Genomic DNA, 14,398 nt, shown 5'->3' with positions numbered 1-14,398 from the left:
GTGCCTTCGCGAGGAAGAATGACCCTACGTCAGTACAGAGTCCTGTCGAGTCATCACCAACGATCCTGTCATTTCGTAAAATATAAGCGGCACTTGGAGTCGAATGACGGTGGTGTTGTGCCGTTACGTCACCAATTCGGACAAGGAAGTGTTCGGTGCGTGGTTGGAGGACTTGGCCGATGAGCGGACAACGGCCAAGGTCAGCGCGCCCGTGCTTCGCGTGTCGGCCGGGAATTCCGGCGACTGCAAATCACTTCCCGAAGGAGTATGTGCCTCGTCAGAGAAGCCCGACCTTCGAATTCGATGTACCGTCAACAACGACATAGAAATCGTGACAAATGCCGATAAAGTGTTCACTTACCAATCCGCGTATTGCTCGTGCCGAGCGTCCATATCTGTCACATTTCTATTGTGCTAGGGATCTGAGCGCTTTTCCGAAGAGTGATAGTAGTAAGGGCCTTCATCCCCATATCGGGATTCTATGCCGACATGTGATGTGCTTCCGTCTAACGGACCGCTGTCTTTACCCGCAGGTCGGACGTGTTTTCGTTCTTCAAGCACTGGACCTTTGACTTGTTCGCCATTCTGGTCCGCGACCATTTTGGTACAGCGGGCAACAAAGGCACGGGCCCGCAACAGTGCCTCACCGTCAAGATTCTCGTCAGATCCTTCAAGGGCACTCAGCAAGAATTGGGACTCGACTGCTAGCCGCACTCGATCATCGCAAGGAACCGTACTACGAGAAGCTGAGCTCACCCCTCCGCCTGCCAGCAAAGCTCCTAGCAGACCAGCGATAAGAAGTCCGGCTAGCAATCCAAGTCCGACGTGTTTCTGAGACGAGCGTCGCATCGGTTTTATTTTGCGCTGGCCGACCGAGATATGTCGCCAAGGCGTGCTTCGTTCGCGCTCAATAGACCATCGCCATCGGTGTCGAGCATCCGGAACTCGGCCGAAGAGCCGAGAAATTCTCGCGCGGAGACATCCCCGTCACTGTTGCGGTCCATCGACAAAAACCACGTCGGACCGTCTCGTCGTGGGAGCGCGACGGCGGAAAGCGGATGACCACGGCTGATACTGGCGAGGCATAAATGAGGCAACGCCGTGGCATCGAAAGCTCCCTCTTGGATACACCCGGCTTCGCGCACTCGTTGCCAGGCGATGCGCAGTTCGCGGGCAGATAGACCGCCGTTGTGATCGGCGTCCAAGAACTCGAAAAGGCCGGTACCGTAATCGTATAAGGTCAGCAAAATATGGCCGCGCGCGAGTTGTTCCTGTAAATCAAGCCATGCGGACAACTCTAGCTTGCTGAGCTGTCCATTTCCGTCGCGGTCCGCGGAATTCAACAGGTATTTGAGTTCGGACAGGTCACGCTTGCTGACTTCGTCAACGGTCAGCGCCCCATCCTGATTAGTATCGGCATCGGTAAAGCGGGTCTCGTAGCGCTTCTTGCGCAACGGAATTAACTTGCCCAGCGCACCTTCGGCAGGCCGCAGCACAAATTGCAAGGGTTCGACGGATAAGCAGACGTCGTCTTGATTGTCGGCAGCAACACTGACATTTGTGGCATGCTCGATGAGTGCTGTAGTGGATTGGCCGTCGTCGAGGCGAACGCGGCAAACCAAGTCCGCTTTTAGCCGCCGCCAGCCGGCGAGTTCGTCCGCGGTTAACTGACCATCATTGTCGCCGTCGAGCAACGATCGACTGTCCGCAGAAATCGACAACTCCTGCGTATCCAACCGGCCATTACCATCGCGATCCTGCTGGCGTACCAGGAATGTCGCCCACTGCGTATCAGCCAGGCGCGTGGGCAGCACGATGGCGGGAACCGAACCGTCAATCGCTTTAGACGAGACCGCTGCCGTCGGTGCCGACACGAGTACCGCCCCCATGGCACCAGGATAGGCAACGCCAGCCAGCAAATCGCCAGGGCCGATCAGCTCATCACCGTCCGCGTCGGACTTGCGGAGCAATAGCGCGGCATTTTGCCATTCCTGTTCGTCGGCGCGGCCATTGCCGTCGACGTCGAGCTGGTTAACGAGCGCCGTTGTCAATGCGGCAGTGGACGGCGGCCTGCCCACTGCTACCGTTATGTTTCCTAGGCCACCGCGGCGATAGCAATCGGCCAATTCACTGAGCACAACCTTCCCGTCGTCATTAAGATCGAGAGATTCGAATGCCGGGCCAGGACCCGTAAAGGGGGCAATGGGTCGCCACAGCTGCTGCCGAACTGCGAAGGGCGAGGGGAGTCGAGCCCCTTCCTCCCTGTCGAGAATCCCGTCGTCATTACGATCGTAATACGAGAGCAAACGCTGAAAGGCCGCCGCGTCGCCCCAAAGCGAACTAACTGAGTGGTGGTCTAATTCCGCGCGGATCTGTACGCGCACGGCCTTGTGAGGAGCGAGTACGATCAAGTCCAGGCCATCCGCACAAGAGCTAACTGCATCGGCGGAAGAATCGCCGCCGTCAGCACGCGCTTCTGGACTTGCTCCCCATAAAATCGCGCATGCGATCGTCGACAAGTACATTCCCATCCGCTCGCGCCGCATCATAGAATTTCCTCGATCGGATGGGCCGCCGGATCGGCGACCCGAATGGGCCGACTGACGTTCGACATGTTTTGTTTCCTGGGGTCAATTCCGACCGCCTTGGAGGCTGTCGCTATCAGGTCGGGGACTGTTACGGGACGTTCCTCGACGGCAGTGCCATCCGCATTGGTTCGGCCAATTGCCTGGCCGCCCTTGATTCCGCCGCCGGCCAGCACCGTAGCCCACGATTGCGGCCAATGGTCACGGCCAGTATTGCCATTGATCTTCGGAGTTCGTCCGAACTCGCCCATGCAGATAATTAACGTCGATTCGAGCAAGCCTCGATCCTTCAGATCGGCCATGAGCGTCCCGAAACCCACGTCGAGCGTGCCCGACAAGCCCTTGACTCGGTCGAAGTTATTCTGATGTGTATCCCAACCTCCCAAAGTAATCTCCACGCAGGCCACACCGCGTTCGATAAGTCTGCGAGCGAGTAGGCATCCCTGCCCAAACAGGTTGCGACCGTAGGCGTCGCGCAATGCCTCCGGTTCGTCTTCAATGCGGAAAGCGCGGGCGGCTTCGGGACGCATGAGTCGCACGGCCCGCGCCGTGGCAGAGTTTAGGCTAGCCACTACGGAATTCTCGCTGCCATTCAGGAAGCGCTGTTCAAAACCATCCAACAGGGCCAGCCGGTCGCGTTGAGCTTCCTCCGACACGCTTGCAGCTCGTGCAAGATCGGGCACCGTCAGCGCCTCAGGACCGCCATCACCTTCCATGCCGTTTTGGCCGGAGATACCCTCGGCAATCATCAAGGGCGCGAAATTCGGCCCAAGAAACCCACCACCAATCGTGCTAGCAAAACGGGCGGGGGCGACGCTTACGAAATTCGGCAAGTCGATGTCCGCGATCCCTAACTCACGCGCCACTAGCGCACCCACGGCCGGGAATTGAATCGCTCCCTGTGGAATGTATCCCGTGCGCACCAAGTGGGTCGCTCGATCGTGGTCACCTTCCTTGCTCGCCATCGAGCGTATGATCGCCATATCACCGGTCAGTTTTGAAAGGATGGGCAGATGTTCCGAGATTCGCAATCCGGCTACTGCCGTGTCGATCTCACGATAAGGTCCCCCCGTCTCCTGGCCAGGCTTGAGATCCCACAGATCGATGGTGGCAGGACCTCCATTGAGCCAGAGAAGTATCACGGACTTTTTGCGCTGCGGATGCGTCGCTACATCCGCGGCAAAGGTGCCGATCCAACCGGAAAGGGAACCGCCGGCGATGCCCAATGTCCCCAGACGCAGAAGATTTCGACGCGTTACGGAGCAGGTCGTAAACACTCCATGTCCTCCTTGTTACGGGACGGTCACATCAGCGGTTAGTATTGAACTCACTCGAATTGATCAGGGCCCAAAAAATATCGGCAAGCGCCCGGCCGGCCGCGCCCTCGTCGCTATGACGCGAAGCGTGCGCAACGAGTGCAACCAACTCGTCATCAGCCGGTAGCCGTCCCAGGGTCGCCAGGAAAAGCGTTTGAACTCGCTCTGGTGTTCCCAGGAACGGCGAGTTGACGGTAGCGCGCAGCAGAGGGCTTGTTGCGAAGTCCGTCACCTCCGTGGTCAGTTCGCCATTCATGAGGGCTAGCGCCTGCATGATCGAACGCTGGGCCGCGACAGGACGGTCGACGCGAAAGCCAGCGGTAAATCGCCGGCGAGCTGCGGTCACGCTAGCGGAGTCAAGATCTTCGCGTTCCACCGGCAGCGCGGCGGCAACTCGCAGGCTAGCGTAGAGCTGTTCCCCCGTGAGTGCGCGGATCGGCATGTAAGCGAATGCCCTTGGATCGACGCTACCAGAGGTTCCCGGCCCACTCACAGCGCTGGCTTGCGGTCGGCTCGTCGACTGGTAAATCCGGGTCGACATATACGCGCTTGCTAGGAAGCGCAGATCGAATCCACTGTCAGCGAACGACGCGGCCAATTCGTCCAGCAACCTCGGATGGCTGGCGGGATTTTCGCCCGACAGATCATCCAGTGGCTCGATCAATCCGGCACCAAAGAAATATGCCCATAATCGATTAACGCCGTTGCGGGCCAAGTAGGGATTTTGTTTGTCACAGATCCAATCGGCGAGCAAATGCCGACCGGTATCTGGTTCGATGTTCTCTGGCCAGGCAGGCTGCGCGGAAACAAGTAAGCGTGGCGTCACCACCTGGTCTGTGTTGGCAATCGCAAGCTCCAAACGCACGGGGAGTGCCTCAGTGGCCCGCGTCGGGCGCGCGAAGAACGCAGCCGTCTGCCAGAACTGCTCGCGCGTCCAGCGCGAGAAAGGGTGGTCGTGACACTGCGCACAATCCAAGTTCACGCCTAGAAACGCTCGCGCGGTATTGGCTGCCAAGTTTTCCGGCTTGTACTCGCTGGCGGCGAAAAAGGCGCGCGGCGCAGCCTGACGATCCTGCGCCTTCCCTGCCTCCGGCTTGCCGCTAGCCGGTACTGTCAACAGCGCATGTACGATGTGATCGTAGGGCGAGTTTTCCCGCAACCGTGCCGCCAACCAGGGCTCGACCTCAGCGGACAAGCCGACGAATTGCGGAGTGTCGGCTTGCGGAATCCATGTGCGGCGCCAGAAGGTGGCGAAATGTCTTGCACTGGCGGATGAGGCTAGCAACTCCTCAGTTAGCACCGCACGTTTGTCGGTGCTCTGAGCTTCGAGAAAGGTCCTTACTTCCGCCACAGTGGGAATCCGCCCGACGGCATCCAGATATAAGCGCCGCAAAAACGTCGCATCATCGGCCAACGGTGCCAGCTCGGCCTGTTTCTGGTGTCCCTCGGCAAGAAGCGCGTCGATGCGCCGGGCCAGTGCCGCCGCCTCGGGCGCCGCAGCTACCGCGGTGCTAATGACCGTATTCCAGGCAAGGGCGATCGACAGAAATGTTCGGCGGACGGACATCCGAATCCCCTCCTGGCAAGTTGCGTTTGAATAGGTAGCTAACGCACTTTCAATTCGATCGGAGGTAGTGCGTTCTCCCCCGCGGCAATGGTAACTTTGGCAGCAGGGCGTTGTGGGTCGCGGAAGCGATCACGCAGTTGATCCGGTCCCCGATCTTCTTCTCCACCAACTCCCTTAACGATCTTTGGCCAAGCGACGGTCACTGCGTACTCGCCTGCGGGAGCGCCGTCGTTAGCCAAGCGGGTGCTGAGACGGAATACCCCATCTTCGCCCGCGATTGCAAACGGAGTGACTCGCTCGCCGGGCGAAGACAGCGGATGAAAAGTAATTTCGGCCCGCGAAGCCGGTTTGCCATTCACGAGGACACGTCCGACCACGGGGAACACCTCTAGCTTCGGTGACTCATCACGTCCACAGCCCAATAATGAAATTGATGGGAGCAGTACCAATAATCGGCAAAACCGCATGGTGCATATCCGGAAGTGATGCAGCATCATATAACGATGACTTCGTCACCGAAATTCAGAGGTCGTCAGAGACAACCTCGGTGCCGTTGATTGTGCCCAGTGCGTAAACGAGTTGCACGGGAATAGCGGCCTTCAAAAAGCGTACGCTGCCATCGCAAAATGCTGCGTTCGCGCCTGCCACATGGAAGGCGTAAATGCCCTGCGCGTTGTTGCAATTAATTGAGCAAGCCGAGCCGACAGAGAGTCCGTCGGCTGTGTAACCCTGGTACGTGAAGGTTAGGTATCCGGTCTGGCAGCCCCACCAATTTGGGTACAGTTGCGCAGTCTGGCCGACATTCGCGCCCAGAATATATTGATCGGGGCGGCCCGCCTGTTCGTGTAACAATGTGGTGTGCGAAGTACCATCCACGATATCTGAAATGGCCCGATACGTGCCGTCTTTCTTCAGCACCGGGTCACCAGTCAGGCCGGGATAAGTGTAGGCGGTGCTTAGTGCATGGTTGGCTGCGTAATCCGAGGCAATACCCGTTGTGCCATACAGGCTAGTTGAAACGCCGGTTGTAGCCGTCCCCAAGGTAATCACTCTGTTCGCTTCCGGAGCTGAAGGGCATTGCATCGTAGGCACCGGAGTCATGGCCGCTTGTTGGTTGGCGGCATCGTAGAAGTTCAAGCTGACGTTATAGATGCTGGCGACGTTTGACTGCTCGAGGTAGGGAAATATATACGTTGCCAATCCTCTCGTTCCGGTGGTCGATGCGCTACGACAGGGAGCAAAGCCGCCATTAACGTTGTGTCCGTTTTGAAATGCGATCCCGATTTGACGGAGATTGTTCTCACAACTATTCCGTCGCGAAGCCTCACGCGCCGCCTGCACTGCGGGCAGCAATAGCCCGATCAAAATACCAATGATCGCAATGACCACGAGAAGTTCGACCAGCGTAAAACCGCTTTGCATTTTGCAGGCACGCTGTAACACGATGGAGAGCTCTTTCACGCGTCGTCGCGCCGTAAGGTTGTCTGATAGCGTATTCTGACGTGCGACTTCAGGTTGTTCCTTCATGCCCGTGCTCCTTGTTCAATGCGATCCGAATCTAAACGCGAGTGAGTGCAGGGGCCGTACATGGCTTCCCTCTACTCAGCGACGACGCCGTAGTCGTCCACAGACAAGATTTCGCCGCCATCACGCGACGCAAGTGCCAGCACGACATCCACTGGGACGCTATCCGCCAGGAATCGCACGCGCCCGTCGCAAAAGAGCGTGTTCGCGCCCTTCGGATGAAACGAATAGATGCCCTGCGCATTGTTGCAGTTGATCGAGCACTCCTTGCCATTTGCCGTTCCGTCCGCCGTGTAGCCTTGATAAGTGAAGCTTTGAAAAGACGTCCAGGCTCCCCACCACCCGGGATGAACGCTCTTGTTGTAATTCTCCTGTTTGACGCCACGGATGTAGTGATCGGTATGGCCGGCGTGTTCAAGGACGAGCGTCGTGCACGAGGCACCATCCGTAATCTTGCTGATTGGCTGCCTCTCGTTAGTGAGAAGTGCGGGATGTTGCCGCTCGCCTCGCTCGCCGCCGTTGAGTCCATGGGTGACGAAATAATCGCCAGCGACGCCTTCGGTTCCGTAAAAGGGGCCCAGGCTTGCCTGCCGCAGCTTCACAATTCGGTTTTGATCTGGGGCTGTGGGACATTGAAACGTACTTACTGCAGTACGCGCAACGGGTTCATTTTCCGGATCATGAAAAGGCTTGTCGAAACGCCACGCTTCATAGAGGTCGTTTCGATCGATAAACGGAAGCAGGTTGACGCAGAATCCATGGGCGGCAGGTCTGTTCGTCCGGCACGGCGGAAACGCTCCATACGCTTCGTGGTGCTTCTGAAACGCTTGACCAATTTGCCGCAAATTATCTTGGCATGTCGTTCTGCGTGCCGCCTCAACTTCGGCTTGAACGGCGGGGATCGCCAGAATCACCAACAGACAAACCGTTGCTGCCACCACAACCGTCTCAATTAAAGTAATTCCACGGCGCGAACGGCAATTGCGGATAAGCATGGTACGACTCCTTCGTCCGATGAGGTTCAAGCGCCTCGATGGCGAACTGTTGTCTGCGGGCTGCAGCAAGTTGCGTGCCCAGGCATAAAAAGGCTACAAGGAGTGCGCGGATACGCCAGTTTTTCGGCGTGAAACCGTGGCTCACAATTGGCGACGAACTTTTCCAATGGATCGGGCAGGCCAATTCTTCGCCATCTATGGCGATTGTTTCGGCGTTCAAGGTCCATGACGGTTGGCGGCCAAGCCTCTCGGTACGGTCCGAGCGCCGAATCCCGAGCCAACGAGTTTCTGGGTGGATCCCCTGCTCTTGGTGAAGGTTCCAATGTTGACTGCGCGATCGGCCTATCAATCTGGGAAGGGGTGTAGTTCTGGCGCGGGCTGCGAACTCCAGCTCTAGTGAACGCGACCTCAGAGATGCTACGCGCGGGCCATTTAGTTAACTCCGCGATTTAGGCAGGAATTCCTTGCACAGTGGCAGAGTTGAAAAGCCGCTAGAAAGTCTCGAATGACGAAAAACTCGCCACGCGTGATGTTTTGTTCGTCATCTGGCAGTTGCCTTTGAGGCCTTGTGGGCGGGGCAACTGCCGGTTTGCTCGGCTTTGATCAAATAGCGAGTTCCGGCACTGAAGTTGCTTTTGCGCCGGCGTGTAAATCATGGGAAGTTTGGAAACCTCGACGATCCGCAGGAAGGAAAAGTCGCAAAATGAAGCCAACGCATGTCCAAACATCGGGTTTGATTTCCCTGTTGGTCGTGATTTCTTTAAGCGCGCTTCTCGTGCTGGAGACCGGGGCTCGGCAGGTTTCGGCGGTTGATAAACCGGAGATCGATCCGACAGCCTACGAGACGGCCGTTCAGCGGGGTGTCGATTTTCTGCGTACCAAAGGGCAGGCCGAGGATGGTTCGTTCAGTGCCGCTGCCGGCCCCGGAATTACGGCCATCGTCTCCACGGCCCTTATGGCGAACGGCCGGACGCCCGAAGACCCGCTCATCGCAAAAAGTCTGAAATACCTTGAAGGCTTCGTGCAGGCTGACGGCGGTATTTATGCACCCAAATCGCGGCTGCGCAACTATGAAACGTGTCTGGGAGTTCTGTGTTTCGCCGCGGCTAATCGCAACGGCAAGTACGACAAGACTCTGAAGAATGCGGACTCGTTCCTGAAGGGTTTGCAATTCGGCGATAACGACGGCCGCAAGCCGGACGATATTTCGTACGGGGGCGTGGGCTACGGCGGATCCGAACGGCCCGACTTGTCGAACACCCATTTCCTCATGGAGGCACTAGAGGGGGCCGGCGACAAAGCCGACGACGAGGCCGTGAAGCGAGCCTTGATCTTTGTGTCCCGTTGTCAGAATTTGGAATCGCCTCATAACACGACGCAATTCGCGGCCAAGGATCCGGACGGGGGTTTTTACTACACGCCGATGGGACAAGGGAGTAGCCCGGCCGGCAAGACCGCCAATGGCGGGTTGCGCAGTTACGGTTCCATGAGTTACGCCGGATTGAAGAGCATGATATTTGCTGGGCTCAAGCCCGATGATCCGCGCGTCAAGGCGGCTATCAAGTGGGCACAAATGCACTACACCGTCGCCGAGAACCCGGGCTTGGGCGATGAGGGGCTGTATTACTACTACCACCTATTTGGCAAGGCTCTGGTTGCTCTTGGCCAAGACTCGCTCGTCGACGGGCAAGGAAAGTCGCACGACTGGCGCGCGGATCTAATTGCTGAACTCGCACGCCGTCAGCGCGCGGATGGGTCTTGGGCTAACGAGAACAGCCGCTGGATGGAAGGCGATCCGAATCTAGTGACCGGATATGCGCTTTTGACGCTCTCCTATTGTCGGCCGACGGCGGCAAAATAATACCGCTACCCGCAAGACCAGTGCACCTGCACTGTGCACGGCCGCGCGCCGCGATAGTCGTGTCAGGCATGGCGCTGATTTCATTGATCGGCACTTCTGACCGGACCGACTTGCTGGGCGCGGCCAATTGCGACGTTCACCGTGATGGAAGGATAGAGGATTATGCAGCCGATTACATTGAAAAGGCGCTAGCGATCCGACGGACTGCGTGTGGTGGCGGGAGGCCGTCCACTGCGTAATCGCCGCATGGACAAGCTTTACTTATGGAATCATTTCGGAGAAGCACATCGTGGCGAACTCTACGATAGATAATACCGAAAGCAGGACAAGTTCCGCGGGGTCCTCCGCGCCAGTGCGCGTGGAGAACTTGACCAAGCGCTTTCGACAGGGGCCCATTGCGGTCGAGGCGTTAAAGGACGTCTCGCTTTCCATTTCTCGCGGCGAGTTTGTGGCCGTAATGGGGGCGAGTGGCTCGGGCAAAAGCACCCTGCTGCACGTTATGGCTGGGCTCACATGGCCGGACGAGGGACGCGTGGTAATTGATGATACCGATCTTTCAGCGCTCAACGACCGGCAGTTGACGCAATTCCGCCGCCGCCGAATTGGCCTGGTTTTTCAAGCATTTAATCTCATTCCGGCGCTGACCGCGGAGGAGAATATAACGCTGCCCGTGCTGACGGACGGTCGTTCTGACATTCCGCGAGATCGCATCGAGTACCTGATGGATCGCTTGGGCATCTCTCCGCGTCGGCGGCATCGACCCGATGCGCTCAGTGGCGGCGAGCAGCAACGAGTGGCCATTGCTAGGGCATTGATCACCGAACCGGCACTTGTGTTGGCTGACGAGCCAACGGGCAGCCTGGATTCGGTGAGCGGACAGAACATATGCCGACTGCTACGCGAGTTGTGCCATGAGCAGCAGCGCACGATCGTGATTGTAACGCATGAGCCGGCGGTGGCACTTTGGGCGCAGCGTGTACTGGTGATGAAAGACGGCCGGCTTTTAACCGACTTCGCCACCAGCGAGTTCAGCGATCCTCAATCTTTGGCAGCGCATTATCAAGACATCGTTAACCCTCAGCCGGCGGAGTTGCAGACATGAAAGTCGCTGAGTTGAAGATTGTCATTCGGCTGGTAATCTCGCACGCGCTTCAGCACCCGGCCCGCATGATGCTTACAATGTTCTCCACGATTGCCGCGGCTTGCATCGTGGTGTGGGTCGTAAGCGGTTACGATTCGTTGTCGCAAAAGTTTGACGAGTTCGCTGAAGGCTACCTGGGACGTTATGAGTTGATCTTGCTCCCCGTGGCGGATCCTTCGCAAGCCTCTTCGTTCATAGGAGGTACCGGAGGGCCGGCACTTTCGCAGGAATTGATCGAGGCGCTGCGCGCGGATCCGGCAGTAGCGGCGGTCGATCCCGTATTTCAAACTCGGGCGCGTATTCAAAAGCCGGGGGTGATCGACACGCCAGAGCGCGACGGCGCCCCAACTTCGGGGTCGCCACGCATTCCCTCTTCAGCGGAAGTCGCCGCCAGCGCCTCGGCCGCCATGACGAGGATGAATCGCGTTCCATCGCTGGTCGGCACCGATGCTAGCGAGCCGCCCCACACGTTGTTGGAGGGGGTCTGGCTTGATCCGCGTCAGATGGATCGCAGCGAGGGGGTGCTAAGTAGCGGTTCGGCAGAACAATTGGGGGTGAAAGTGGGGGACGAAGTGGCGGTAGGAGGAGGTCCTGACAAAGAAGTGCAACTCGTCAAGATCGTGGGCATCGTTGAACAATCACGCACCTTGCCGCCACCAAAATTCACGATCGGCTTGCCGCCATCGCGCGAAGCCGCACTGCGCCGCGGACCCACGAGCAATGCCTTGTACGTGCGGCTGACCTTGGCCGAAAAGTTGACAGGCGCGGCCCCGCGTATCAGCTTTGCGGGCATCGTGCTGCGCAGCGGCGTTAAGCCAGTGGAATTCCAGGCCGCCTGGAGCGATCGCTTCAACGGCAAAGACTCGGCCGCCGAGATGCAATCACTTGCGGAGGTCGAAAACGAAATTACCAATAGTACGACCTCCGAAGCCATCCGCATACAGGCGTATTCGGCGACGGGAATATCGTTGCTGGCAGCGCTGTTCATCATTTTTACGACGCTTAGCATGGGAGTGCACGAGCGCATCCGGCAGTTCGCCGTGCTTCGTGCCGTATCGCTGACCAAGGCGCAAATCGGGGCAATGATCGCGATCGAGAGTATGCTGTTGGGCTTGGTTGGCTGGGGCGGCGGACTGTTAGCGGGCTGGGGCTTATTGGAGTTGATGCGCATGCTTCGACCCAACATGTTCCCCGATGGCGTCTCGCTAGGAAAATGGTGCATCCTGCTATCCGGTGCCTGCGCGTTGGGCGGAGCTTTGGCAGCGTCGATTATGCCGGCGTGGCGAGCCACAAACGTCAGCCCACTCGAAGCCATGGCGCCGCGACAGCAGAAATACGGAGCACGATTCTCCTGGGGCGCGACAATCGTGGGGCTGCTACTGATTGCCGTGAATCCTCTCTTGGTGTTTTGGGTGCCGATGGCAGACACTGCACGCTACGGCATATCGGCTGCGATGGGATGCACCAGCATGGTGATTGGCTTCGTTCTATTGGCACCGGGCGCAATCATCGTCACCGAGAGGTTCGCTGCCCCCATGGTGGCACGACTTTTGGGTCTCGATCGCCGTTTGTTGGCCAAGCAGCTCACGATGAATCTGTCGCGAACGCTCGGAGCGGTCATCGCACCTACCCTAGGCCTTGGATTGTTCGTGGCGATGCAAACGTGGGGATACTCAATGCTGGGCCCCTTTACACCGGGCAAGTGGGCGCCGGACATGGTGGCAGGCCTCACACCGACGGGCGTGCCCTTCTCCGAGATCGAAAATGTGCAGCACATTAAGGGAATCAAGACCGATCAGTGCCTGCCCCTCGCCGTCGAACAGACAAAATTTGCCGACGATATCACCGGCTTTCGCGTCCGCCCTTCTGCGACGCGACAGGATAACTGCGTAATGCTGGGAGTCGACACGGATCGAGCGCTGGGTGGCAAGCATCCAATGTTCGATTTCGACTTCGTGCAAGGGACGCGCGAGGAAGCGCTGGCAAAGATCAAGAATGGCAGGTATTGCTTGGTACCGGATCATTTTCAGCGCGAGTCTGGCTTGAACGTCGGCGACAAATTTTCGGTCGTTCCGCCGGAAACACCGAATCAAAAGTTTGAATACGAGATTGCCGGCGTCGTCTCGATGAGTGGCTGGCATTGGATCAGTAAAGTTGGCTTACGGAACCGCAACGGCGGCCGTGCCGCGGGGTTGATGTTTGCCTCGTTCGACCAGGTGCGCAACGACTTCGGCATCGACCGAACGACGTTCTTTTGGATGAACCTCGACGGGACGGCGACCGAGGAGGACATCAAGAATTCGTTGCAGGCTATCGCCGAACGTAATTTCGATCCCAGCTTGGCCGCGGCGCGCCGTCGAGACCGCCCTGAGAGGGGAGCGATGGGGCCGCCCGGCAATCCTCGTCGCGGCAACTATTCGACGACCATAAATATTCGTACGGCTGAAGGCGTTCGCACGGCAATTCGTGAACGGGCCGATGGCATCATCTGGGGACTCAGCCAACTGCCTTTGGTAACTTTGGCCGTCACTTCGCTAGGGGTAATGAATACGATCCTGTCATCGGTGCGCGCCAGGCGCTGGGAGATGGGCGTCATGCGCGCGCTGGGCCTGTCGCGTTTCAGCTTGTTTCGTTTAATCCTGGCTGAAGCAGTCTTAGTCGCGATTGTGGCCTGTGTTCTCAGCGTCGGCCTGGGAGTCCTGGCTGGGTATTGCGGCACGGGCGTTACCCGGTACATAAACATCCGCGGCGGTATGATCACACCGCTGGTTATACCCTGGGCAAAGCTCTTAATCGGTTTCGGCATTACGCTGGCGCTGTGCGTGATCGCCGCACTTTGGCCGGCGATAGCCACCGGGCGGGCCGAACCGTTGCGTTTATTGCAAGCCGGCCGCGCCTCGATGTGATCATCGGTTTCTGTACGGCACTCTTCGGGATGTTCATGGTCATGCGCATCTTTGGGCTCGTGCACATGGCGTTCGTGCCGCTCGTCCGCAACATTAGGTGCCATTGCTTCACTATGACAGCCGCACACTGCGATGAGTAGGAGTACAAGCACTTACGTCACCGAGGCTTGTTGATTCCCAATTTGCGCATGCGTGATGCCAATGTAGTCGGTCGCACGCCGAGCAGTTCTGCCGCGCCGTGTGGGCCGTAGATTTTACCGTCTGCGGCAGCAATCGCTCCTTCGAGATTCTCTATCTCAAGTTGGATTAAATCGCTTCGGGAAAGGATATTGCCCTTAGGTTTGGCTCGCGCCTTCGCTTCGTTCGTGAGAGGTTGCGTTGCTCCCATCCGAGGGCTGACGAGTCCGTCGAATCGCAATTGGCCATTGTTGGCGTTGATGACCGCGCGTTCAATGACGTTTTGCAATTCTCGCACGTTGCCCGGCCAGCTATAGCGAGCCAAC

General features: G+C 58.0%; 11 protein-coding genes. 3 read left to right on the top strand and 8 right to left on the bottom strand.

What is annotated here, in order from left to right:
- Positions 1-854: 854 nt before the first annotated feature.
- From VGN12_14325 to VGN12_14295, 7 genes are all read right to left on the bottom strand, one after another.
- Positions 855-2,549, bottom strand: coding sequence for a hypothetical protein (locus VGN12_14325; GenBank protein ID HEY4310622.1), 1,695 nt, complete (start codon positions 2,547-2,549; stop codon positions 855-857).
- Entirely contained in the window at positions 2,546-3,862 is a 1,317-nt protein-coding gene (locus tag VGN12_14320) for a DUF1501 domain-containing protein (protein HEY4310621.1), read from the bottom strand. Before VGN12_14320 ends, VGN12_14325 begins: the two co-directional genes overlap by 4 nt.
- Before the next feature lie 31 nt (positions 3,863-3,893).
- Positions 3,894-5,468 (bottom strand): DUF1549 domain-containing protein, encoded by a 1,575-nt coding sequence (locus tag VGN12_14315; GenBank protein HEY4310620.1) that lies wholly within the window; start codon positions 5,466-5,468, stop codon positions 3,894-3,896.
- A gap of 38 nt (positions 5,469-5,506) precedes the next feature.
- Entirely contained in the window at positions 5,507-5,845 is a 339-nt protein-coding gene (locus VGN12_14310; protein ID HEY4310619.1) for a hypothetical protein, read from the bottom strand.
- Positions 5,846-5,990: 145 nt separating this feature from the next.
- Positions 5,991-6,995, bottom strand: a complete 1,005-nt coding sequence (locus VGN12_14305; GenBank protein ID HEY4310618.1) for a DUF1559 domain-containing protein — start codon at positions 6,993-6,995, stop codon at positions 5,991-5,993.
- A 71-nt stretch (positions 6,996-7,066) separates the two neighbouring features.
- A complete protein-coding gene (locus VGN12_14300; protein ID HEY4310617.1) occupies positions 7,067-7,987 on the bottom strand; it encodes a DUF1559 domain-containing protein in 921 nt (306 codons plus the stop codon).
- A complete protein-coding gene (locus tag VGN12_14295; GenBank protein HEY4310616.1) occupies positions 7,941-8,207 on the bottom strand; it encodes a hypothetical protein in 267 nt (88 codons plus the stop codon). Before VGN12_14295 ends, VGN12_14300 begins: the two co-directional genes overlap by 47 nt.
- Positions 8,208-8,690: 483 nt before the next feature.
- Between VGN12_14295 and VGN12_14290 the strand changes: the two genes are divergently transcribed.
- From VGN12_14290 to VGN12_14280, 3 genes are all read left to right on the top strand, one after another.
- Positions 8,691-9,848, top strand: a complete 1,158-nt coding sequence (locus VGN12_14290) for a prenyltransferase/squalene oxidase repeat-containing protein (GenBank protein HEY4310615.1) — start codon at positions 8,691-8,693, stop codon at positions 9,846-9,848.
- A 304-nt stretch (positions 9,849-10,152) separates the two neighbouring features.
- Positions 10,153-10,950 (top strand): ABC transporter ATP-binding protein, encoded by a 798-nt coding sequence (locus VGN12_14285; protein ID HEY4310614.1) that lies wholly within the window; start codon positions 10,153-10,155, stop codon positions 10,948-10,950.
- Positions 10,947-13,895: an ABC transporter permease gene (locus VGN12_14280; protein HEY4310613.1), complete on the top strand. Its 2,949-nt coding sequence runs from the start codon at positions 10,947-10,949 to the stop codon at positions 13,893-13,895. The genes VGN12_14285 and VGN12_14280 overlap by 4 nt, the downstream gene beginning before the upstream one ends.
- A 157-nt stretch (positions 13,896-14,052) precedes the next feature.
- Here VGN12_14280 and VGN12_14275 read toward each other — a convergent pair.
- Positions 14,053-14,398 (bottom strand): hydrogenase (locus VGN12_14275; GenBank protein ID HEY4310612.1); only part of this gene is annotated, 346 nt, incomplete at its 5' end.

The organism is Pirellulales bacterium (assembly GCA_036499395.1).
GTDB lineage: Bacteria > Planctomycetota > Planctomycetia > Pirellulales > JACPPG01 > JACPPG01.
This window is presented reverse-complemented; position numbering and strand designations above follow the sequence as displayed.